Raw genomic sequence first — 25,628 nt, 5'->3', positions numbered from 1 at the left:
AAACACAGTGAAACAAATAATTATACAAGGAATACAGTTTGACAAAAAATCTTCTTTCCAAAGAGGTTCTGCGCTTGCTCCTCCCTTAATAAGAGAAGCACTTCATTGTGGATCGTTAAATCTATTTACAGAAAACGGGAAAACTATTAAAACTGACACTATAAAAGACAAAGGAGACTTCAATATCTCAGAATATTTTGAAATTGAAAAAATAACCGAAAATCATTTAAAATCCAACCACAAAATATTTACCCTCGGAGGGGATCACTCTATTACATTTCCGATCATTAAGGCTTACCAAACTAAATACCCAAAATTAGATATTTTGCATATTGATGCACATTCTGATTTATATGACGTCTTTGATGGTGATAAATACTCCCATGCGTGCCCTTTTGCCAGGATTATGGAAAATCAATTTGCAGCCAAATTAGTTCAGGTTGGTATTAGAACACTAAATACTCACCAAGCTGAACAGGCAGAAAGGTTTAATGTAGAAATTCATCAAATGAAGAATTTGGATATACATAAAATTCCAGAATTTAAAAACCCTCTTTACATCTCTCTTGATATGGATGGATTCGACCCGGCATATGCTCCTGGAGTTTCGCATCATGAACCTGGCGGGTTATCCTCAAGACAAGTAATTGACATAATTCAAAACATCAAAAGTGAAGTGATTGGAGCGGATATTGTAGAATATAACCCTAACAGGGATTTTCAAAATATGACTGCCTTTTTGGCTGCGAAAATGATGAAAGAAATTCTAGGGAAAATGATTTAACCCAAAACTGTCCTAATCTTTATATCTATACAACTGATTAAATATTAATAACAAAAATATAATATGTGAATACAAAAGATCACTTTATGACAGATGGCTATGAAGCTCTCGATAGCTATTGGGCACGAACAAAATTAAACTCATCTCAGACCATAGAATTACATTTTATTGCCGTTTTGACTACAGTACTTAAACTCATCATTAAACCTCTTCGGTTCTTATTAGGCAAAAGCTTTGATTTATTGGCAAATATTGATGAAGATTTAGGTGAATTTGATGTATTGGGAAGTAAAAGAAAAGAAGAGTATAAAGAAAACTATCTTTCTCAATCAGAAATAGACAAATTTATAAATAGTGGTATCCATGGTCCATTTCAAGTCATGAATACCAAAGAAGCAGAAGACCTTGCTAACGAGTGTGATAATTTGTTTAAGAATCATTTTCATAAAACCACTGCTTTTGGAGAAGACATCTTACATTCTCTAAAAGCATCTAATGACTATTCTATTAATTATCTGGGATTTTTTCAGGGATCAAAATATCGAAGACTTTGGGATGTTTTGGTACACCCAAAATTATCACAGCCCCTTCAAAGTCTTTTAGGAGATGATTTACTATGTTGGAGATCCCAGTTCTTCGAAAAAAAACCTGGTCAGGAAGGAACATTTTGGCATCAAACCGGTACTTTTCGTGAATCTGACGAAAAACCAAAATTAGAACCAACCAACCCAACACATCCTGCAATTGTACAACTAACAGTTTGGATTGCGCTTCGGGATACTAATAAAGAAACTGGCTGCCTCCGTATGATAGAAGGCTCTTTTCGTGATGGTCGTTTTGAGAGAATTGTAACCAATATCCAAGATGATTTATTTGGTTACCTCATGTCCTTATCCTATTCTGAAATCATTAAAACATTAAAAACTATTTGGTACACAACCGGTAATTTTAAAAAAGCACAGCTCATATTCGAAAAAATAAAAAAAACAATCCCTTCTCTTTTTAATGATATCACGATCAGAAATCTAGAAATGAAAGCGGGAGAAGCCATCATTTTCACCTCTTTAAACACTCATGCTTCTTATGCAAATACATCTGATGATCGTGTACGGTTAGCTATGGCAGGGAGATACACCAGATCAGATGTTCATGTTTTTAAACACGAATCAACTTCTATATTACCCACTAAAAGCGGAGGCATACCTTATAACATAAACCACGAACCTTCTATTCCCGTTTGTGGCAACCCTAAAAGCCCAAAAACCAATAATAAAATTGCAGAGTACCCTCCAATTTGAGAAGTAATTAATGATTCTTATAACTAAGAAAAAACATTATTTTACAGAAGATGACTATCATGTAGGTTTTTCCTAAATTTAGACGGGGTTATTCCCTTTATTGATTTAAACTTTCGATTAAAATTTGATAAATTTTTAAATCCACTCGAATAAGAGGCTTCGGTAATAGAAACATCTGGTTCTTTAGAAAGGATTCTACAAGAATTCTCTATTCTTACTTCTGTTAAAAACTGAAAAAAAGTCTTATTAGTACGTTGCTTAAAATATCTACAAAAAGCATTGGGAGTCATACTAGCAACATCAGAAATTTCTTGTAAACTCATATCTCTATAAAAATTATTCATAACAAACTGAAAAACATTAGCCATTCGTTTTCCTTCGTTATCAGTATAATTTTTTCTTGTAATTGATGTAGATATTGTCTCTATATCAGAATTACCAAACAATTTTAAAATCTGTAGAAAAATTATAAACCGATCTAATCGATATTTCTTTTTCTGAATTTCTAAAAACTGATCTTTTAATTCTTCTCTTTTTGAAAGTGCTTTAACTCCATAAGATAAACTATTGAAAAAGTTCGTCGTTTCATTAAATTCCGCTAGCTCAAAAAAACTTTCTCCAAATGATTTTTTAGTAAAAAATATTGATATCATATACGAATCCAGAGTAGAAGAAATACTTTTTAACACATGTGGTACCTGGCTACCAAAAACAAGAATATCACCGGGCTTATAATTTGTAATTGTATCCCCAACGATCAAACTACCTTCTCCAGACACAATTAATGACATCTGGATTTCTTCATGTTGATGTAGGGTATCATAAAACATAGTCCCTTTATCCTCCTGAACAATTAGCGTATCTGTAGAAGTCTTCGGTATTTTAAAGGGTAAAACTTTCATTTATTCATATCTATTTTATAAAGATCTATAGAACGCACATAGTAATTATTCTAATCCATATTAAAACTCTTTAACCATGTTTACTTCACCGAAGTTAATTAATATTATTCATTATTTAAGTAAATTACGCCAATATAGGGTAATATAGTATCAGGTTTAGATAATTTCTCAGTATATCATTAATTAGTTTCCCAATATCTTTGAATAAAAAAATATAATTATGATAATAGATTGGAAAGGTGTCATGCCTGCAGTGACTACAAAATTCACCAAAGACGATACTTTAGACTTAGAAATGTTTGAAGTTAATATCAATGCACAGCTAGAAGCAGGGGTTAATGGAATTATACTTGGTGGAACTTTGGGCGAGGCCAGTACTTTAAGCGATGATGAAAAGAGGGTTTTAGTGAGAACCACGGTGGATATTGTAAATAATAGAGTTCCTGTTATCATGAATATCGCAGAACAAACAACCAAAGGAGCAATAGAGGCGGCTAAAAAAGCAAAAGAAGATGGTGCAAGCGGTTTAATGATGCTTCCTCCTATGCGATACAATGCAGGCGATCGGGAAACAGTAGAATACTTCAAAGAAGTTGCCAAAAGCACAGATCTACCTATAATGATATACAACAATCCTGTTGATTACAAAATAGAAGTCACTTTAGATATGTTTGAAGAGTTATTGGCTTTTGATAACATACAGGCAGTAAAAGAATCTACAAGAGATATCTCGAATGTAACCAGAATTAAAAATCGTTTTGGCGATCGATTAAAGATTCTTAGTGGCGTAGACACATTAGCTTTAGAAAGTTTACTAATGGGTGCCGATGGTTGGGTAGCTGGATTGGTTGATGCTTTTCCTGCAGAAACTGTCGCTATTTATGAACTTCAAAAAGCAGGAAAAATTAAAGAAGCTATCGAAATCTATCGTTGGTTTTTACCTTTACTTGAATTAGATATAAATGCTAAATTAGTACAAAATATAAAACTTGCAGAAGTAGCTACAGGAATTGGTACAGAAAATGTACGTGCTCCCAGATTACCTCTTATTGGAGATGAGCGTAAAAAAGTTTTGGAAATTATTGAAAATGGAATAAAAAACAGACCAGTTCTTCCAGATTATAAAGAGTTAAATCCTGTGATTAACTAAATCTTTTTTACCCCAAAATAGTATTAAGCAGAAATACAATTAACAAATTACATTAAAACCATTGATCAATATGATAACAGGAAAAAATTATATAGGAAATAAACTATCCGCCTTAGGGTCTGTTTCTCATAAAACATTCAATCCAAAACTGAATATTGAAAATGAGGTCGAGTTTTATGAAGCCACTACCGAAGAAGTGGATCAAGCGGTAAAACTAGCGCACCAAGCTTTTAAGGAATATAGAAATATTTCTGGAGCCAAAAGAGCTGAATTCTTAAATGCAATTGCTGATGAAATACTGGCATTAGACGATCAATTAATACAATCATACACTTCAGAAACAGGGCTTCCTGAAGGAAGAGCAATAGGAGAAAGAGGAAGGACAATCGGGCAATTACGCTCATTTGCAAAGCTGATCAGTACGGATGAATGGAGAGAAAATAATATTGACACTGCCGATTTAGAACGATCTCCCGTTCCAAAGCCAGATATTAGAAAAACTAATATTCCATTAGGTCCTGTAGTAGTATTTGCAGCCAGTAATTTTCCGTTAGCATATTCTACAGCTGGCGGGGATACAGCAAGCGCTCTAGCTTCAGGATCTCCCGTTATTGTCAAATCACACTCTATGCATTCGGGAACAGGAGAACTGGTAGCGTCAGCTATTATAAAAGCCGCTGAAAAAACAGGCATGCCGAACGGAGTATTCTCTAATATCACTGGTAGTGGTAGAGTTGTTGGTACTGCTCTGGTTAAACACCCAAAAGTTAAAGCTGTTGGGTTTACAGGAAGTATCTCTGGCGGAAGAGCCTTATTTGACCTTGCGGCAAACAGAGAAGAGCCAATTCCTGTTTTTGCAGAAATGGGCAGTATTAACCCAGTGATTATTACGCCAGGAGCTATTGCACAACGTGCTGATGAAATTACAACTGCCTATGCTAACTCTATTACTATGGGTACCGGACAATTTTGTACCAACCCAGGACTAATCCTAACTATAGACAATGAAAATACTAGTAATTTCATTAAAGATTTAGCAAAAAAATCTACTGCTATTGCACCTCAATGCATGTTACATCCTAATATTAAAAGGGATTTTGTGAAAAATAGAGAAAATGTATCTTCTCAATCTGGCGTAGAGGTAATAGCCTCGTTAACACAAGAGATAGAACCAAATTATGCGCCTACTCAAGTTTCGGCAGTCTCAGGTACTGATTTTTTAATCAATCCAGAAATGCACCAAGAGGTATTTGGACCTTTTTCTTTAGTAGTGCGATGTAAAGATGAAGCCCAACTTATTGAAATCATTAATAGCTTAGAAGGACAATTAACAGGAACCATTCTTGCAGAAAAAACTGAATATCAAGATTTAGAAGATGTTACTGATGCTCTTCAAAACAGAGTAGGACGTGTAATTCTTAATGGAGTTCCTACAGGAGTAGAAGTATGCCCCTCTATGACTCATGGAGGTCCATATCCTGCTTCTTCAGATTCTAGATTTTCGGCAGTAGGTACAAACGCTATTAGACGTTGGGTAAGACCATTTAGCTATCAAGACTGGCCAAACGAGTTGTTACCAGATGCTCTTAAAAATGAAAACCCATTAGGAATTTTGAGATTGATTAATGGCAAGTATACAGATAGTAAAATTTGATCCTGCTTTAAAAAAATAAATCGCTAACCCCTATACCAGTTCTTGTATCAAAATATAAGAACTGGTATTATATATTTATTGAAATGAAGTTTATTAAAATCCCCCTAATACTAGCATTGCTTTTCTGTTTTGGTTGTACTAAAACAGAAAAGCAAGAAAAAAACACTGTAAATCTATTACATGTCATCATCTCTGAAGTTGAAGAACGAAAAGGATATGATCATGAAAAATACCCTCTGGGTCTTTTCACTGAGGAGCACTTTAAAAAAGAAGCTGATTTCGCAAAAAAAAAGATAGACGAATTAAATAATCTTGATACATCAAAATTCAAAGAAACGGATCAAATATCCTATGAATTATTAAAATTTGTATTACAGCAAACTGTTGATTTTTATGAATTTGAAAGCTTCCTTAACCCTTTATTATCAGATTCAGGATTTCATAACAATCTTAATTACAGTGTTAAATCGCTAACGAATTATAACCAAGTTAAAAATTACCTTAATATTCTTAACGCAATACCAGAATTTGTAGATCAACACTTAGTAAACTTACGAAAAGGGCTTGAAAAAGGAGTTTCTCAACCTAAAGTGATTTTTGAGGGATACGAATCTTCTTATAATAAGCATATAGTCGACAGTACAGAAAATAGCTATTTTTATTCTCCCTTTAAAAACCTTCCAGAATCTATACACCAAGATCAAAAAGATTCTATCCGTAATGCTGCAAAAAAAATAATCAAAAACAAAGTTACTCCACAGTTCAAAAGAATAAAAACCTTTTTTGAAACGGAGTATTTACCAAAAACAAGAAATACCATAGGGGTTTCTCAAACTCCAAACGGAAAAGCGTATTATCAAAATAGAATAAACTTTTATACTACAAGTACAAAATACACTGCAGATGACATCCATGCTATTGGTCTAAAAGAAGTATCCAGAATAAAAGCTCAAATGGAGCAAATTATAAAAGACCTCAATTTTAATGGTAGTTTTGATGACTTTTTTAAATTTCTGCGCACCGATGAGCAATTCTACGCAAAAACACCTGAAGAATTACTTATGATTGCACGAGATATGGCAAAAAGAGCAGATGAGCAATTACCCCGGTTTTTTAAAACGCTACCCAGAAAGCCATATGGTGTAGCACCTGTACCAGATGCAATAGCTCCAAAATATACAGGTGGTAGATATATTGGAACAGAAGCTAATAGCACTGAGCCAGGGTATTACTGGGTAAACACCTATGATTTGCCTAGCAGAACCCTCTATACACTACCATCACTCACGGTACACGAAGCTGTACCAGGACATCATTTACAAGGAAGTTTAAATAATGAGTTAGGAGATAGTATCCCACAGTTTAGAAAAGATCTATATCTCTCGGCTTATGGAGAGGGATGGGGCTTGTACTCAGAGTTTCTTGCTGAAGAAATGGGAATGTACACTACTCCATATGAGCATTTTGGAAAACTAACTTATGAAATGTGGCGAGCATGTCGCCTTGTTGTAGACACAGGTATTCATGCCAAAGGTTGGACGCGAGAACAAGTCATAGATTTTATGTCTTCAAACACAGCACTATCATTACATGAAATACATACAGAAACTGATCGATATATCTCCTGGCCTGGACAAGCTTTATCCTACAAAATCGGAGAGTTAAAAATTAGAGAACTTCGCAAAAAAGCCGAAACAACGTTAGGAAGTAAATTCGATATACGAGAATTTCATGAAATTATCTTAGAACAAGGAACAGTAACACTTTCTATTTTAGAAAATAGAGTCGATACTTATCTCCAAAAAACGAAAAATGAGTAGAACTACTTTCAAATGTATAGATGCCCACACCTGCGGAAACCCTGTTCGAGTTGTTGCCACAGGAAAACCTAATCTTATCGGAAAAACGATGAGCGAAAAACGTCAACATTTCCTTGCACAATATGATTGGATAAGAAAAGGATTGATGTTTGAACCCAGGGGTCATGACATGATGAGCGGAAGTTTCATATTTGAGCCTCATCACCCTGATAATGACTTTGCAATTTTGTTTATAGAAACTTCAGGATGCCTCCCTATGTGTGGTCATGGAACCATAGGAACCATTACCATCGGTATTGAAGAAGAGTTAATACACCCCAAAACTCCCGGAAAAATTAGAATGGAAGCTCCTGCAGGTTTGGTAGAAATAGAATATCAACAAACGGGCAAAAAAGTAGATTGGGTAAAACTCAAAAATGTCAAATCTTATTTGGCTGCCGAGGGATTAACTATAGAATGCCCAGAACTGGGAGAGCTCGTTTTTGATGTTGCTTATGGCGGAAACTTTTATGCCATTGTAGATCCTCAAAAAAACTTTGATGGGATTCAGAATTTTACAGCTAGCAAATTAATTCAATACTCTCAGGTGATAAGAGAGGGTATCAATAAAAAATATCCTGAGACATTTATTCATCCAGAAAACAACACTATTCGAGATGTGACTCATATGCTCTGGACAGGTGATCCTATTAATCCCAATTCATCAGGCAGAAATGCCGTTTTCTATGGGGATAAAGCTATTGACAGATCTCCATGTGGCACAGGAACTTCTGCAAGAATGGCACAATTGCATGCTAAAGGAGCATTAAAAAAAGGGCAAGAATTCATTCATGAGAGTTTTATAGGAAGTACCTTTATTGGTAGAATCGAAGAAGAAACCCAACTGGGTAAAATAAAAGCTATTATCCCCAGCATTCAAGGATGGGCAAAAGTGTATGGGTACAATACTATAATCATTGATGATGAAGATGATCCCTACGCGCATGGGTTTCAGGTTATTTAGAAATTTTTACAAGCTCAGGCGGGTTTTTAATTAGTTATTGATTTTGCTAAAACAAATGAAAATAGTATAAAAAGTTAAACGTAGTAGAAGACCACACTGAGCTTGTTAAAATATATACGATTATGAGTAAAGAAATTATTATTATTGGCGGTGGAATCATCGGTTTATGTTCTGCCTATTATCTTCAAAAAGAAGGGCATCAAATCACAATAATTGATAAATCTGACATTACCAAAGGAGCATCTTTTGTTAACGCTGGATACATAACCCCCAGCCATATTATACCACTGGCCGCACCAGGAATGATCAACAAAGGAATAAAGTGGATGTTTAATCCTGCCAGTCCTTTTTATGTTAAACCAAGACTGAATAAAGATTTTTTACAATGGTCATGGGCCTTCAAAAAATCATCTACCAAAACCAATGTAGAAAAAGCTATTCCTGTTATAAAAGACATCAATCTCTTAAGTAGAACTCTTTATGAAGAACTAAAAACTGTAAAGGAATTTGATTTTCATTATGAAAGAAAAGGGCTTCTTATGCTCTATCAAAACGAAAAATCGGGTGAAGAAGAATGGAAAACCGGACAGAGAGGAATTTCTGAAGGTCTAAACGTCAAACTTTTGACCAAAGAAGATGTAAAGCAATATGAACCAAATATTGACCTGAACATCAAAGGAGCTATATATTATGATTCTGATGCTCATATGACTCCTCATGAGTTTATGAGAGATATGATGAGCCACCTCAAATCAAAAGGAGTAATTTTCTATACTAATGAAGAAGTACAGGATGTTAAATATTCTAATCAAACAATCAGTCAGGTACAAACCTCAGAACGAATTCTAAATGCAGATGAAGTAATTATTTCAGCAGGTTCATGGAGTCCCTTACTAACAAAAAAATTAGGTATCAAAATACCCGTTCAAGCTGGAAAAGGATATCGAATTAATGTACATAGAAATACGGGAATTGAGACTCCTGCTATCTTAATAGAAGCTAAGGTTGCAGTAACCCCAATGAATGGTTTTACAAGATTTGCAGGAACAATGGAAATTGGAGGTATCAATCATAAGATTAACCCTGTTCGTGTTAAAGCCATTGCCAAAGCAGCTACCTCTTACTATAATAATTTTCAGATAGAAGATTCTGAGATAAAAAGTGCAGACTGCGGACTCCGACCATGTTCTCCAGATGGACTACCATATATTGGCAGAACCAAATCTTATAAAAATTTAACAATAGCCACAGGGCATGCTATGATGGGATGGAGCTTGGGACCTGCTACAGGAAAACTGGTTTCAGAAATTGTTTCTGATAAAAAACCATCATTAGACCTCAGTCCTTTTCACCCTGATAGAACTTTCTGATATGCGTTACGAAACTATACCCAGTACATTGTTTATTACAAATAGGAGAAAATTCACCTCTATGATGGAGAAAAATACTATTGCCATTATTTCTTCTAATGATATCAAACATACTAATGCTGATGATGTAATGGGGTTTGCCCAAAACAACGACTTGTTTTATCTATCTGGAATAGATCAGGAAGAAACAATATTAGTGTTATATCCCAACGCATACAAATCAGAAAATCGAGAAATTCTTTTTGTAAAAGAAACCAATGAACATATAAAAATATGGGATGGCGAGAAACTAAGCAAAGAACATACTTCTAAAATCTCAGGAATTAAAAGAATTGAATGGACTAATGATTTTGAGAAAATCCTGCAACTTATCGCTTTTGAAGCAGACGGCTTTTATTTAGGTCATAATGAGCATGTAAAACGAGCTACCTATAATCAACAAACACTACAAGATAAAACAATACAGTGGTGTAAAGAAAAATACCCATTACATCAGTATCATAGAGCTGCAAAAATCACAAGGGCTTTGCGCCCTATTAAGGCAAGCCAGGAAATTACACTAATTCAGAAAGCCGCTAATATAAGTATTGAAGGTTTTCATCGAGTTCTCAAAGCAATTAAACCCAATTGCAAAGAATATGAGTTAGAAGCAGAACTCACTTTTTCAATAATAAAAAATGGAGGTACAAGGCATGCATTTAAACCAATAGTCGCTTCAGGAAAAAATGCTTGTGCTCTACATTATAATACAAATGATAATATTTGTAAAGCAGGAGATATGGTACTATTGGATTTTGGTGTTTGTTATGGAAATTACAACAGTGATACGACACGTTGTATTCCTGTAAATGGTAAATTTTCGGAACGGCAAAAAGAAATATATTCAGCAGTTTTATATTGCCTTAAGGAAGGAAGTAAATTATTAAAACCAGGAGTAATCCCTGCTGATTACGAAAAACAAATGGCTTATTTAGTAGAAGAGCAGCTTATCAAATTAGGATTATTACATGCCTCTGAGGTGGCGAAACAAGACCCCGAAAAACCTTTATACAAAAAATACTTTATGCATGGAACGGCTCATCATCTTGGCTTAGATGTACACGATGTAGGTTTATACTCAGAAGCTTTACAACCAGGAATGGTACTTACTTGTGAACCTGGAATCTATATTCCTGAAGAAGGTATTGGCTGTCGTTTGGAAAATGATTACCTAATTACAGATATCGGAAATATAAACCTTACACAGGAAATGCCAATTGAAATTGAAGAAATTGAAGACTTGATAAATATATAACAATACTCTTTTAATATTATGAATGCATTGGGAATAGGTGGTTCTACCATCGAGACAGAATTAAACGCCATACAGCCAAAAGCTCATCTTGCTACACCTATACAGAAAGAAGAGTTTCAATCCAGAATAAACAAAGCATGTGAGCTTATGAAACAGCAAGAGATTGCTGTAGTATACCTTCATGCCGGAACCAATTTATTCTATTTCACAGGAACAAAATGGAATCCAAGTGAAAGAATGGTAGGCGCATTACTATTCTCTGATGGAGAGATCCATTATATAGCTCCACAATTTGAAAAAGGAACTATTTTGGATTTTATGGTAGTTAAAGGTCCTGTTCATTGCTGGGAAGAGCACGAAAACCCCTATTCATTGTGTATTGAAATACTTGGTACAAAAAATATAAATCAAGGAAAAGTTGCAATGGACGAAGCTACTCCTTTTTTTGTTATTGATGGAATCCTAAAAGTGCAATCCACATATCAATTAATCAATGCCAAGCCTGTTACCGCGGGTTGTAGAATGATAAAATCTCCTTCAGAAATAGCTATTATACAAACAGCAATGGATATCACTTTGGAGGTTCAGAAAGCTGCAGCCAGGATATTAAGACCAGGAATTAGTGCTAAAGAAGTTACTTATTTTATTAATGAAGCTCATAAACGATATGGTATTGCTTCTGGTTCTTATTTTTGCATTGTATTATTTGGTGTAGATTCTTCTTTCCCTCATGGAGTAAAGTCTCCAAAAAATCTAGAAGAAAATGAAATGGTATTGATAGATACCGGGTGTGTATTGCATGATTACATTTCAGATGTTACACGTACATATGTATATGGCAAAACAAATGATTTACAACGCAAAATCTGGAATCTCGAAAAAGAGACTCAGCTTTCTGCTTTTAAAGCGGCACAATTAGGAAAATCATGTGCAGTAATCGATAACGCTTCTAGAGATACTCTAGTAGCAAAGGGTCTGGGACCAGATTATAACCTTCCTGGATTGCCTCATAGAACTGGGCATGGCATAGGATTAGACATACATGAATGGCCATATATCGCAAGGCATGAAGACACAATACTCGCTCCAGGAATGTGCTTTAGTATCGAACCAATGATATGTCTGCCAGGTCAATTTGGTATTAGATTAGAAGACCATATCTATATGACAGATAATGGTCCCAAATGGTTTACGCAACCTGCGTATTCTATAGATGATCCTTTTGGGGTTGCATCATAATACCACTCCTTACAATACTAAACGAATAACTTCCTCTATACTGTAGAGGAGGTCATTCTAACCAAAAAATAACTCCATGTCAAGAGTTAATTGTTATAGGATATACGAATAGGTTTATTTGATCGAGTTTCCTTTATTAATTACCTCAGTATAAATCCATTTTTCATTGGATCATCAGGATCTATTATAAAGGTATGCATTCCTGTAATATATGCCGTTCCTTCTACCTGTGGTATTACAGCTTTATAAGAACCGTAGTCTTCTTCAGAAAAAACAGACCCTATAAATATTGAGTCTGTTATACTTTCTATTGCCATAGTTTCTCCATAATCTATTTCATTTCTTGCTTTATGAATAGCCATCCTACCAGAAACTCCTGATCCTGTAGGGCACCTATCTACCTCACCTTCAGCAAAAACACATACATTTCTACTGTCTACATTTTTATGTAAAGAATCCCCAATAAAAATAGTTCCATACAGAAAACTAAGATCTTCTTCAAATGGATGTAAAATACTTTTATCCTGTTCTATCACCGCATGTTTTATATCCATTCCTGCAGAAATAAGCATCTTATAAGAATCCGAAGTTAAATCAAAATCAAGGTTGTTTTTAGTCATATCAACATAAGCATAAAAAGCTCCTCCATATGCTAAATCATAAATAACTTCTCCTATCTCTTTGACTAAAACCTTTCTATCAAGTCCTACAACAAAACTGGGAACACAATGAAAACGAACCCCGGTTACTTTTTCGTTTTTCACTTTTACATAAGACGTAATCCGACCGCAAGGAGCATCGATTTTTATCACATTGTCACCTTCTTTAACTTTTATCCATTCCATTTCTACAGCCAACGTTGATAGTGCAATAATTGCATGGCCACACATGGTGCTATACCCTTCGTTATGTATAAACAAAACTCCAAAATCACCATCATCGTCATTTGGAGGTACTAAAACACAGCCATACATATCCGCATGACCTCGAGGTTCAAATAATAAGGAGGTTCGTAAATGATCATAATTATTCATACAATACCTTCTGTATTCTAATACCGAGTTTCCTTTTAGTTCAGGAAACCCCGAAATTATTACCCGTAACGGCTCTCCACCGGTATGCATATCAATAGTCTTAATCTGCAACCACTCTTCTTTTGGTTTTAAGACTATCTTTTTTAGAATTTTTTGATATGTACTACTACTCATTAGTATATTTATTATAATAATATTTCGCTGCAACTAAATCCTCAAGAGCATGTCCTACTGATTTAAAAATAGTTATCTCATTATTGTTTACTCTACCTAGAGCATTACCTGAACATAGCCCAAACAAATCTGCTTTAATCTCTTTTTCGTTAAGGACTCCCTCTTGAAGAGGAATAACAATATCTCCACTCTCTTTAAGCCCTCCTTGAAAAGTATCTACAAATACAGAACCCTTTTTTATACTTTCATTATCTGCTTCTCTCATATCTTTTTTGTAGGCTCCAACAAGATCGATATGCTGTCCGGGACGTAAATATTTCCCTAAAACCAACGGATCTTTGGATAAGGTTGCACAGGATATAATATCAACAGTAGAAATTTTTTCTTCTATTGTTTTTATTGCCCGTACTTCAAATTTTTCTGTATCCAGCTCTCTTTCTATTTTTTTTGCTTTTTCAAAATCTCTTCCCCAAACATATACTTCTTTAATCGGTCTTACACTTACATGTGCTTTAATAAGATTTATAGAAAGTGCTCCTGTTCCTATCATTAATACTGAAGATGCATTTGTTTTAGAAAGATAAAGTGATGCTAATGCAGAAGCAGAAGCAGTACGTTTTGCAGTTAAGCCTTTTGCTTCAATAATAGCTTTAATCGTGCCCTTAACTGCGTCCATATATAGATAAGTCCCTTGGATAGAAGGCAAATTAAACTGTCCATTCTCAGGGCTAACGGTTACAATCTTTACTCCAGCTTCTTTACCTGGATTCCAGGCTGGCATCAATAGTAAAGTAGAATCTTCCTTAACCGAAGGGTTTGGAAAATCATGATGATGCCTCATTGGTACCAAAACAGAATTTGAAGCAAAACCTTTACCTAATCTAGATATTAGCTCTTTAAAATCAGTGTTGTTTTCGATAAATGTACTACTAATCTGAATGATTTTATCCATAGGTTAAATGTAAGCAAATCAAAATTTGCCATATACGCTTTAACCCTAATGTCATCAAAATCATATCATACTTAGATAATATAGTATCAGTTCACTATTGTCATAGGATTCTCACTATATCCTTACATTCATAATCTATTATGAATTGAAAGTAATTTTATGTTTTTTTATGTTTAAGAAAATTGTCGAACCGTGTAGTTCTTAAAAGATATGAAGAAGATGTATATCGAGATCAGGTTTTTAGAATAAAAATCACTTTTCTAGATACACATCTTAGATTTTTGCTATTTTTTGTAATAGCCCATATATCGAACAACCTTAGTTATAAACTAAACATTATTTTTATACACAGCCATTAAGATCGTCGGGGAATTTAGTAAAAAGAACTTGACCATCACTACATCCTCCCAAATTTCCGCCTTTTATTTCTTTTTGACTGGGATTAGTAAGTTTTGTTACCTCTATTTTTTTAAATCCGATCTTCTTTTTTTTGTTTGTTTTCATAATTATTTTTGAATGATACTATACGATAAATGTAAACAAGAAACATTAATTTTTGGTAAACATTCGATTTCGTTTTGGGTAAGATTTATAAATATATAGTGCTTTTTTTCACCCAAAACACATATAAATCAATGCTTTTCAATGCTTTTTAAATATTCTGTCGGATTACACCCCTTTTGCTTATAAAATGCCTTAACAAAGGACTGAATGTTGTTAAAACCAACTTCTTTTGCCATCGATGTTATAGAATAATGCCTGAATTTTTTGTCATTTTTAATTTGTTGTAAACAATATTCTATACGCAAATCATTAATATAATTTGCAAAGTTTTTTTGTTTATCCATATTAATAATCCTGGATAAATAGGTAGAGTTTGTTTTTAACTTTTTGGCCACATTAGATTGTGTTAAATCATTTTTTAGAAAAAACATGTTTTTCTCTAGCTCATCTAATCTTTTTAAAATTTCCTGTTTAAGTTCTGGAGCCAGTTCTATATCTTTTGTCTTTTGCTTTTTCTTTTGTACGCTTAGTAGTATTTCTTTATATGTTTTTTCATAGCCTATCTTTCTCCTTTTGTAATAATAGAAATATCCCAGACTTATTATCAGCACTACTATCCCACCAAAAAGCCATATTCTGTTTATAGTTGTTTCACTTTGGTTCTTAATACTATTTATTAATTCTTCTTTATCCTGGATAAGCTTTACGTTATATTTTTTTACAAGATCTATATGTAATCTTTTATTTTTTATACTAAAACTACTATCCAGGGTAATCAGTTTTTCCATTATTCTAAGCTGATTACTTTTATCATCGTTCTTTTTAAAATGATCAATTAATAGTGTAAATGCTTCTCTTGTTTCTAGGCTATAGTTAGATACATGTACTGCAGAATCTACTTTTTTCAAATAGTCAATAGCCTTTTCTTCTTGCTTTAATTTTAATAGTGTTTTTCCCAAATATAAATAGGTAATAAAAGGTTTTTTTCTGTCAGATAATGCTAATGATTTTTTTAAACTATCTAATGCCGTAGTATACTCTTTTCTATAATAGCTATTAATACCATAAGATGATAACAAATTAGTGTAGAAATAGGGTTTATCACCAGATAAAGTAGCTTTAATACCTTTTTTTAAATAAAAATGTGCGCTATCGTATTTCTTTAATCGATTATAACTATCAGATAACTGATAGAGCGTTCCTATATATTCACTTCTAAATTTTTTAATGATGTCTTTGGTCACTAAAAGATTATAATTCTCTTTATAGGTTTCTAAGGCTTCAGAATCTTTTCCTATGGCTGTCTTGAGTATTGCAATATTATGCCTTATTACAATTAAATGTTCCATATTATTACTTATCTCGGCATACTTTTTAGAAAGCATATACGCTTCTAGCGCTTGATCAAATTTTTCTGTTTTTTGTAAAAGATACCCTTTTAAAAGATGCCCTCTTGCCGGATAGTATTCATGTTTTACTCCTTTGGTAATAGCAATCATAGAGTCTACGTACACCAAGGCTATTTTTGGATCATCTGCATTAATTTCAAAAAACATTCGATATCCATTTGCTGTTTTAATAACATCATTATCGTTCTTTGCTCTATTAAGGTAGGTGTTCGATATTTTTTTGGCAAAAACTGAATCTTTATAATGTGTAACAAAAAGCTTCCATAACTCGTCGTATGATTTATTCTCTAAAGAATCTGAAACGGAATATTTTATTTTATCATCTTTTTTTTTCACTACAATATCAATATCTTTTCCAGAGAAAAAGATGAAGCTTGCAAAAAGCAAAACAATACCATAAATATTCTTTATTCTTTTGTCCAACATACTGTATTTTCATATATCCGTTGCAATATAAGAGATGGATTATGATTTCTATAAAAAATCGTAAAATTTTCTTAAAACCGAAATATCTCTATACACCAGACTTGATAAAATAAAGCTAGAGTTGATATAAAAATACCTCTCAAATCATAGTCATAATTTGAGAGGTATTTTTTCTTATCCAGAATAATACATTATAGGATTCCCGTTTGCCGTTTATAAAAGGCATCCTGTTGTTTTTTCATCATTTCTCTAGCTATTTTCTTTTTGTACGCATATAATTCTTCTTCTTCGGTAAGATCTCCATACACTTTATCATTAATAGTATGATCTGCTTCTAATACTACTTTTCGTTGGCTTTCTTTTTGCGCTACCCATGTTTTTACTTCATTCTCTATATCTTCTGACTTAAAATCATATTCTCCTTTTGAAGAAAGTAATTTTGCGAAAATTGGAGAGGTTTCAATCGCGAGAAATAGCAAAAAGATAAAAAGAGATGGTAACCATTGTAATTTACCTAAAGCGTTTACCCTAGCCATCAATCCATCAAAATTATCAATAATTGGCTGCGAAGTAGAAACTTGGTTGTTATAGGCTATTGTTAATTCATTTTTTTTATGTTCTAACAACGCGATCTTTTCTGCATTCGTTTTCTTTAATTCAGTTAACTCTCCCAAAGCCGCATCGTGTTTTTCACGCTTTTCTTTATACACGGGACCTTTTCCTATAATCTCAGTTCCTTTTTTTCCTTCTGCTTCGGCAATATAGGTTTCGTAAAGATTATTGACTTCCGTTTCTTTGGTTGACACTTCTTCCTTCAATGTACTAATATTAGAATCTAAAGTAGTAATCGCTGGAGTATATTGTGTTGCTATTTGTTCTTTATTGGCTAGCGTAAATTCATTTTTTTGTTCGAGTAATACACGATCAATTTCTTTTTCAAAAATTTTTAATTCCAAGGGTTTAGAAATAACAATGGCAATGATTATCGCTAAAATAATCCTAGGAGATGCTTGCAAAAGCTCATCCATAAAACTATCTTTTTTCTTTATGGTTGACACAATAAACCTATCCAGGTTAAAAATTAAAAATCCCCAGATTAATCCAAAAAAGGCAGCTGTAATATAATTATCAAATACTGTATACAATGCATAACTAGCTGCAATAAAAGCCATTATTGCTGTAAAAAAAACGGTTGCTCCAATACCAACATATTTGTTTTGTTCTCCTCCAGAACAATCGGCTAATACATCAGCATCAGCTCCTGAGCATAAAATAAAAAAACGTTTCAACATGATCTAAGGGTTTTGATTGACAATAGGTATAACGCTGATTTATAGCTAAATGTTGCATAACAAAACTCCCTCGAAGGGAGTTTTCTATAGTAAGGTTAGAAAAAAAGGTAATTTATTTCTTCATCTCTTTTTTTGCCTCTTCTATTGCTTTTCTTTGCTCTTTCCGAGCTTCCATCATAGCTTTTTGGGCTTCTTTTCTAGCTTTTTCAGCCTGTTTTCTTGCTTCACTATGTGCTTTTCGGGCTTGATCCATTGCTTTATCGCGTGCTTTTTCGGCTCGTTTTCTAGCTTTCTCTGCTCCATACCTTGCTTTTTCTCTAGCTTTCTCTGCATGTCTCATAGCTTCTCGTGCTTCTTCTCTGGCAATTCTTGTGCGCCTCATCATTTTTTCTTCTGCCTCTAATCTCGATCTTTCGGCTCTCCTCATTCCTTCTTCTCTCACTCTATGAGATCTCTCTTGAGCTCTATGCACTTCTTCTATAGCCCTTACTCTTGCCTCTCTGGCGGCTTCCATAGCTATCTCTCTGGCTTCCCTGACCTCTACCATAGCAATTGCCTTCATCTCTTCAGCTTCATAGCGGGCATTCTCTGCCATTGTCATTGCTATTTCTTTTTCTATTTCAGCCTGCTCTCTTTCTGTCATACTTTCTATTTCGACCTCTATTCTAGACTGTTCTGCTTCTTCCATCGCCTGTTCTGCTTCTTCTATCGCTTTCATTGCCTGTTCCTCTAATTCAACTTCTATTTCATGAAGTTCTTCTTGAGAATCTGGGGTATGTTCAGGTGCTTTGGGAGGTGCTGGTGGTGGCGGAATATCACTTTCCTCTCCTTTTTTAACTATTGGTGCAGGAGAAGGTATACTACTATGTTTTTCTTTTTTTATCCCCAAACGCTTTGGAAGAGGTGGTGGAGGTGGAATCAAATCATGCCCATCAGGATTTGCACTATATAACCTGGTATTTCTATAGGCATCATTAAGTTTTTGAACAAATGAATCTTCAGAATTCATAATCTGAACATCAAATTGAAATTCTGATAGCTCATCGTCTTTCCATTGCTTTGTCACTTTATCAATTGTATTGGCAAAATCCGACAACCTTGTTGCAGTACCATTTACAGTAATCTGTTCGTTTTTTACACGAATTTTAATCTTTTTATCAGGATGAGTAGACGCTACTGTTTTTTTGTATTTAATTGTTTTTTGTTGTGCTATAATTTTGTTATTAAATAATAGCATACAACCTAAGAGCATTGGTAAGAGCAGCAACACACGAGCTGCTGCTCTTGTTTTAGAAAATTGTTGTGACATCATAACGATTCGTTTTTTAGTTAATGAATAATTAATAGAGCTTGTTAATTCAGCATGATGAGTACTGTTTGGATAATTAACAAGTAAGTTCATATATTGGTGTATAGAAAATTGTTGTTTCAACACTTTTTGATCTGCAAGGAATTCATGATTTAATCTAATGGATTTCTTTATCCAAAACCATAGTGGATTAAACCAAAAAACCACCTGCAAAATTTCTACAAATAGAATGTCTAAGGTATGTTTTTGTTGTACATGAGTTTTCTCATGCAGTAACACTTCTTTTGGAATAGCTTTTTTCTGAAATTCTTTCTTAGGAACAAATATATATTTTAAAAAAGTGTAGGGCACAATCGAATTACTAAGTAGCACATTAATATGAGATGATTCTTTTAGGTTCTCATTCTTCTTTACTTTCTTGATCAAATTATAAATATTCCTTACAAATCTAGTCGCAAAAATAAGAGCTCCCACCCCATAAATGATCCATAAGACCCAAGAAATATAATCTATAGAAGATTCTTTAGGTTGTAAATTATGCACCTGGGTAATATAGGTTACCGGCTGTTGTGATTCTTCGAGACTAACTACTGCATCTTTTGTATAGGTTATGGTGATCAACGGAATAGTATATGCAAAAATCAAACTAAAAAGAAGGTAAAACCTTTTGAGGTGATGCATCTTCTCTTGCTCTAAAAACAAGGCATAAAACCCCCATAACAGCGCTAAGCAAAGAGATGATTTTATTAAATATACAATCATTGCTTTTGTTTTTGAATTTGTTTATCTACTATTTTTTTTAGCTCTTCTAATTCTGAAGTAGACAAATTAGTTTCTGAAGTAAAAAAAGAGGCAAATTGTGACGCCGAATCATTAAAAAAATTCTTAATCAACCCATTTACATGTTTAGAAAAATAATCTGTCTTTTTTACCAATGGGTAATATTCTCTTGACTTGCCATAAAGCTTATACGCTATATACCCCTTATCGGTCATTCTCTTCAGTAGTGTTGCTACTGTAGTAGTTGCTGGTTTAGGTTCCGGAAAAGAATCCAGTAAATCCTTAAGAAAGGCTTTTTCTAGTTTCCAGAGGTATTGCATTAACTGTTCTTCTGCTTTTGACAATTGCATTGTTCTACATAGTTAGAGTTTACTCTACAAATGTAGAACAATATTTTAAATATGCAAAAAAACTACCTAAAAATGTAGTAAAATTACGTTTACATTTTCTAGGTAGTTTTTGCAAAAAAAAATCAATATACCAGACTATTTTTTTACCAAAGTGTGTATTTCTGACATTGTTTTTGATTTTATCTTCATAAAATAACTCCCTTTGTTCGCTATCTTTTCGCCAAGAGATATTACTCCAGGATTTTTATCATATTCTTTATAATCAATACGTCTTCCTAACATATCATATATACTTATTGTAAATCTTTCCTTTCCTAATTTTGTTACATCAACATTAGTAATTTGAGTAAATGAATTAGGATATACTTTAATCAAATTCTCTGTTCTTACAGAACTTGCAACAGCTGTTCTTTTTGTTAAAAGTCCTTGGTTTGGATTAGTATTATATGCGTAGTCCAAAATAGTATACGACAGTCCATCGTTGGCAACGGTAATATAGAACCATCCATAATGGGTGTTATTATTAATCTTAAAAGTAAACCCTACGTATCCCGATTTTCCATTCCAATTGGTATATCCAGAAGAACTTATAACGTAGCTATTAGATTCTGATATAAAATTACTTGTCGGTCCAACTTCTGTTCCTTCTCCGATTAAAGTTACGTTTTTACTACTACCCTCGCACACTATATCTTTGTTATAAGTTACCAATCTAATAGAGTTTGATGTATACCATGCTCCGTAATCTTTATCATCACCAACTTCAATTCTAAAGAAATTCCAGGTACTGGATGAATTTACAGAGATATCATTTACATCCACATATACGACTCCATCATTAGTGTTACAAGGTATACATGAGCCTCCACAATCTATGCCTGTTTCATCTCCATTTTGAATACCATCTGAGCAAGTGGGTGTACCCCCTGTCTTTATAGAAACGGTATAGTCTTCGACCTCTCCATAGCTAAAGGATTCACATGATGATGGTATCCCATTATACTTCATAGAAACCCGCATTCGTGTGTTTCCGTTTTTAGCTTCAGATGGAACTATAAAATCTCCACTTACCGATGTAGCTTTTGAAGCTACTTTACTCCATACTTGTTCTCCTGCATCCATAAAATCTCCATCCTGATTATAATCTATCCACACGCTATATCCTTCAGAATATACGGTTGCTCTCCAGGTAGGGGTAATCGTAATTGTATTTGGATTTCCTTTGGACAATATTGTAGATTCTGCAGTAAAATCTGCATATCCTGAGCTCTCTCCTACAGATGTTTTATCAATAGTACCTAACTGCACTCGGCTAATATATTCATCAACTGTACTTCTACCATTAGAATTACAATAGGAAATTACAACACAAGGCGCGCATGACCCTCCACAATCTATACCTGTTTCGTCTCCATTCTGTATACCATCATTACAAGTAGGGTTATTTCCTCCTCCCCATATTTTACTCCCTGCTTTAATAGCTCCAAATGGTTCTGTACTATATGCATAATCTAAAAGGGTATATGATGATCCGTCTGCATTAACCTGAACTCTAAACCATCCGTAATTGGTTTTTCCAGAATATAATTCTAACTGAAACCCTATATACGCTATTTTACCATCCCAAGCTGTATACCCAGAATCTCTAATCACATGTAAATCCGGATATGCGCCTCCATTAACCCAGCTACTTGTTGAAGAGATCACCGTATTTTCTGCAATTGGCATAGGGTTTCTAGTTCCTGATTGGCAAACTAATGCTTTTGTATATGTTTCTAACTTAAGAGCATTATTTTCAAAGAAAGTTCCAAAACTGTTACTATCTGCTCCGGTTATTCTAAAAAATGTCCATGTAGTAGTTGCATTTGCTGTATAGTCATCATTATCTACATACACTACTTTGTATGGGTCATAAAATGAAAAATCAAATGAAACCTTATCCGAGTTTAGTACACTTGTTCCTCCTGAAATAATCGCATTTTTAAGAGTAATGGAACCTGAAAAATTATTTACAACAGCATGATTATTAGCACTTCCATTATATGTCACTCTTAATTTTGTGTTATTTACTACGGTTATTGTCGCAGAAATTCCCTGAGGAAGGTTTGAATTAAAATGAGTTCCTTCTGATAATGTTCCTGAGTTTAATGAAAAAGTTCCTCCCTGGATATCTATATCATAAAACTCATCTACCAATGCTCCATTATTAGACAAGGATTCTTCAACAGTGTTATTAGCAACTACCAATGAAGCTCCGGTTAAATTTACTCCTGTAGCAATTAAGTTTGCCGGTTGCCACAATGGTTTTCTTGTAGGGTGTTGTAAAGCTGCCAGCATTCTATTTACCTGACCCTGGGTATACATTTTTGCACAACCAGAAGCAGAATCGTACCCCATATAATTTTCATAGTTAATTAAGTTACCACACTCACTGGCCCCTACTGTACATCCTTTGTCTCCAGAATTAGAATCTTCTTTTGGAGTATCACTCACCTGATCCCCGTTGGGATCATTACACCCACCTTCAAAAGTATGTATCAAATTAAGCCAATGTCCAAATTCGTGTGTAAACACAGATGCAAATTCTTTATTGGTATTGCCATGTAAATATTGCCCATTATAAACCACTCGTGCAATATTTTCGTTAGACATTGTTGTATTTGGATACCATGCTACTCCAGAATTATTAGATACCCCATCTCCATAAAGATCACCTGTGATATAAACATTCATGTATTTATAATTATCCCAGCCATCTGCCGCTACTACTGGACTATTATAGTTTCCCATTCCTGAGGCTACAGGATGGATAATCACTCCATTGGTACTCCCCCCATTAGGATCAATTTTTGCTAAGGCAAACCGTATGTTTAATGTTGATTTACGCCCATCAAAAACAGGATCAATACTATTAAAATCATCATTGAGTCCATTAAAATCTTTATTAAGAGCATCTAGCGCTCCTTTTACTTTATTGTAATCAACAGTTTTTCCATGCTGCTGCGTCCCATACACATGAACAACTACCGGTATCGTATAGGTCTCTCCAGCTTTATGAGATAGCTTTTTACTTTGAACAAAGTTTTTGGTATACTTATTAAAGTTGTCGTACTCTGCTTTAGCCATTGGGCTAGCAGAAAAAATATAATCGTTTGCATTTTTTGTTTTACATCGTTTTGCATCAACATGTTCCTGTTGCCCAGTAATAGATGGGGCATAACCGCATAGCAAAACAGCTAAGAAAAAAGTCTTAATTTTCATAATTAATCAGGTTTGTGTGTTATAGTTAGGATGTGAAATTAAAACTATTAGCTCTTTTAGAATTATACTATTATAACCAAACACTATACTATATTACCTATATTTTATTTTTTTAACATTTAAACACAAATAACTACTCATTAAGTCTTAAAAAATAATAATCCCATCAAAAAAAGCCACCTTGTTTAAGGTGGCTTTTCTATAGCTTTTTTTGAGATTGAAGTTATTTACTTAACTCGGTAAAATATTTATAGAATAAAGGAATCGTTTCGATTCCTTTTAGGTAATTCCATACTCCAAAATGTTCATTGGGGGAATGAATGGCATCACTATCTAATCCGAATCCCATTAAGATTGTTTTACTTTTTAATTCTTTTTCAAACAAAGAAACAATAGGAATACTCCCCCCACTACGTTGCGGGATTGGGGTTTTCCCAAAAGTATCCTGATATGCTTTACTAGCAGCTTTGTATCCGATATTATCTATTGGAGTTACATACCCTTGCCCACCATGATGTGGTGTTACTTTTACGGTTACAGCTTTAGGAGCAATACTTTCAAAATGCTTTTTGAATAACTCTGTAATTTCTTGCCAATCCTGATTAGGAACCAATCTCATAGATATTTTTGCATAAGCTTTACTAGCAATAACTGTTTTAGCTCCTTCTCCTGTATATCCTCCCCATATTCCATTTACATCTAATGTTGGTCTAATAGCATTACGCTCATTGGTTGTATATCCTTCTTCTCCATATACTGCATTAATATCCAATGCTTTTTTATAATCTTCAAGTGAAAAAGGTGCTTTAGCCATTTCTGCCCGTTCTTCTGTAGAAAGGTCTTCTACCTTATCATAAAAACCAGGAATAGTTATATGATTATTCTCATCGTGCAGGGATGCTATCATTTTTGTTAAGATATTAATAGGATTCGCTACAGCTCCTCCATACAGGCCACTATGTAAATCTCTATTGGGACCTGTTATTTCAACCTCAACATAACTAAGCCCTCGCAGACCAGTAGTGATAGAAGGAACATCTTTGGCTATCATCCCTGTATCACTAATTAGAATAACATCATTAGCAAGTTTCTCTTGATTACGCTCTACAAACCATCCCAAACTTTTACTTCCTACTTCTTCTTCTCCTTCTATCATAAACTTTATATTGCATGGTAATTGATCAGTTTGTGTCATGATCTCTAATGCTTTAACATGCATATACATCTGCCCTTTATCATCACAGGCTCCTCTTGCAAAAATGGCACCTTCGGGATGAATATCAGTATTTTTTATTATTGGTTCAAAAGGAGGGCTGTCCCATAAGTCAATAGGATCTGCTGGTTGCACGTCATAATGACCGTATACTAATACAGTAGGAAGGTTTTTATCTATAATTTTCTCTCCATATACGATTGGATACCCAGGAGTTTCACATATTTCTACAGCACTACACCCTGCATTAACAAGGCTTTTTTTTATCTCTTCTGCTGTTTTGATAACATCATCCTTATAAGCCGTATCTGCACTAACAGAAGGGATTTTAAGCAATTCGATTAGCTCATTTATAAATCGATCTTTATGTTCTTGAACGTAAGATTGTATGTTTTGCATGAATCTGAATT

General features: G+C 33.9%; 19 protein-coding genes. 9 read left to right on the top strand and 10 right to left on the bottom strand.

What is annotated here, in order from left to right; translation table 11 throughout:
- The first annotated feature begins 7 nt into the window (after positions 1–7).
- A complete protein-coding gene (gene speB, locus C1X07_RS08265; RefSeq protein WP_103069500.1) occupies positions 8–784 on the top strand; it encodes an agmatinase in 777 nt (258 codons plus the stop codon).
- Between the two features lie 65 nt (positions 785–849).
- Positions 850–2,082, top strand: a complete 1,233-nt coding sequence (locus C1X07_RS08260; protein WP_103069499.1) for a phytanoyl-CoA dioxygenase family protein — start codon at positions 850–852, stop codon at positions 2,080–2,082.
- 41 nt (positions 2,083–2,123) lie between these two features.
- Here C1X07_RS08260 and C1X07_RS08255 read toward each other — a convergent pair whose 3' ends face one another.
- Positions 2,124–2,984 (bottom strand): AraC family transcriptional regulator, encoded by an 861-nt coding sequence (locus tag C1X07_RS08255; RefSeq protein WP_103069498.1) that lies wholly within the window; start codon positions 2,982–2,984, stop codon positions 2,124–2,126.
- Between the two features lie 220 nt (positions 2,985–3,204).
- Here C1X07_RS08255 and C1X07_RS08250 point away from each other — a divergent pair, with 220 nt between their 5' ends.
- From C1X07_RS08250 to C1X07_RS08220, 7 genes are all read left to right on the top strand, one after another.
- Entirely contained in the window at positions 3,205–4,134 is a 930-nt protein-coding gene (locus C1X07_RS08250; RefSeq protein ID WP_103069497.1) for a dihydrodipicolinate synthase family protein, read from the top strand.
- 70 nt (positions 4,135–4,204) lie between these two features.
- Positions 4,205–5,788, top strand: a complete 1,584-nt coding sequence (locus C1X07_RS08245) for an aldehyde dehydrogenase (NADP(+)) (protein ID WP_103069496.1) — start codon at positions 4,205–4,207, stop codon at positions 5,786–5,788.
- 83 nt (positions 5,789–5,871) lie between these two features.
- Complete coding sequence (locus tag C1X07_RS08240; protein ID WP_103069495.1) at positions 5,872–7,608, top strand: DUF885 domain-containing protein; 1,737 nt, start codon at positions 5,872–5,874, stop codon at positions 7,606–7,608.
- Positions 7,601–8,611 (top strand): 4-hydroxyproline epimerase, encoded by a 1,011-nt coding sequence (locus C1X07_RS08235; RefSeq protein ID WP_103069494.1) that lies wholly within the window; start codon positions 7,601–7,603, stop codon positions 8,609–8,611. Before C1X07_RS08240 ends, C1X07_RS08235 begins: the two co-directional genes overlap by 8 nt.
- 122 nt (positions 8,612–8,733) lie before the next feature.
- Positions 8,734–9,981 carry an NAD(P)/FAD-dependent oxidoreductase gene (locus C1X07_RS08230; RefSeq protein WP_103069493.1) on the top strand — a complete coding sequence of 416 codons (1,248 nt, stop codon included), beginning with the start codon at positions 8,734–8,736 and terminating at the stop codon, positions 9,979–9,981.
- A gap of 1 nt (position 9,982) precedes the next feature.
- A complete protein-coding gene (locus C1X07_RS08225; RefSeq protein WP_103069492.1) occupies positions 9,983–11,275 on the top strand; it encodes an aminopeptidase P family protein in 1,293 nt (430 codons plus the stop codon).
- An 18-nt stretch (positions 11,276–11,293) separates the two neighbouring features.
- A complete protein-coding gene (locus C1X07_RS08220; RefSeq protein ID WP_103069491.1) occupies positions 11,294–12,514 on the top strand; it encodes a M24 family metallopeptidase in 1,221 nt (406 codons plus the stop codon).
- Positions 12,515–12,654: 140 nt separating this feature from the next.
- Here C1X07_RS08220 and C1X07_RS08215 read toward each other — a convergent pair whose 3' ends face one another.
- From C1X07_RS08215 to C1X07_RS08175, 9 genes are all read right to left on the bottom strand, one after another.
- Entirely contained in the window at positions 12,655–13,722 is a 1,068-nt protein-coding gene (locus C1X07_RS08215; RefSeq protein WP_103069490.1) for a proline racemase family protein, read from the bottom strand.
- Positions 13,715–14,674, bottom strand: coding sequence for an ornithine cyclodeaminase family protein (locus C1X07_RS08210; protein ID WP_103069489.1), 960 nt, complete (start codon positions 14,672–14,674; stop codon positions 13,715–13,717). Before C1X07_RS08210 ends, C1X07_RS08215 begins: the two co-directional genes overlap by 8 nt.
- A 342-nt stretch (positions 14,675–15,016) precedes the next feature.
- Positions 15,017–15,178, bottom strand: coding sequence for a hypothetical protein (locus tag C1X07_RS24990; RefSeq protein ID WP_164914121.1), 162 nt, complete (start codon positions 15,176–15,178; stop codon positions 15,017–15,019).
- A gap of 128 nt (positions 15,179–15,306) precedes the next feature.
- Positions 15,307–17,013, bottom strand: a complete 1,707-nt coding sequence (locus C1X07_RS08205; RefSeq protein WP_103069488.1) for a helix-turn-helix domain-containing protein — start codon at positions 17,011–17,013, stop codon at positions 15,307–15,309.
- Between the two features lie 191 nt (positions 17,014–17,204).
- Positions 17,205–18,305 (bottom strand): DUF4407 domain-containing protein, encoded by a 1,101-nt coding sequence (locus C1X07_RS08200; RefSeq protein WP_103069487.1) that lies wholly within the window; start codon positions 18,303–18,305, stop codon positions 17,205–17,207.
- Positions 18,306–18,417: 112 nt separating this feature from the next.
- Entirely contained in the window at positions 18,418–20,376 is a 1,959-nt protein-coding gene (locus C1X07_RS08195; RefSeq protein WP_103069486.1) for a M56 family metallopeptidase, read from the bottom strand.
- On the bottom strand, positions 20,373–20,744 hold the full coding sequence (locus C1X07_RS08190; RefSeq protein ID WP_103069485.1) for a BlaI/MecI/CopY family transcriptional regulator: 372 nt from the start codon (positions 20,742–20,744) through the stop codon (positions 20,373–20,375). Before C1X07_RS08190 ends, C1X07_RS08195 begins: the two co-directional genes overlap by 4 nt.
- A gap of 135 nt (positions 20,745–20,879) precedes the next feature.
- Positions 20,880–24,005, bottom strand: a complete 3,126-nt coding sequence (locus C1X07_RS24985) for a M43 family zinc metalloprotease (protein WP_164914120.1) — start codon at positions 24,003–24,005, stop codon at positions 20,880–20,882.
- A gap of 223 nt (positions 24,006–24,228) precedes the next feature.
- Positions 24,229–25,617, bottom strand: a complete 1,389-nt coding sequence (locus C1X07_RS08175; protein WP_103069484.1) for a dipeptidase — start codon at positions 25,615–25,617, stop codon at positions 24,229–24,231.
- Positions 25,618–25,628 lie beyond the last annotated feature (11 nt).

It is taken from the genome of Aquimarina sediminis (genome assembly GCF_002895435.1).
GTDB lineage: Bacteria > Bacteroidota > Bacteroidia > Flavobacteriales > Flavobacteriaceae > Aquimarina > Aquimarina sediminis.
This window is presented reverse-complemented; position numbering and strand designations above follow the sequence as displayed.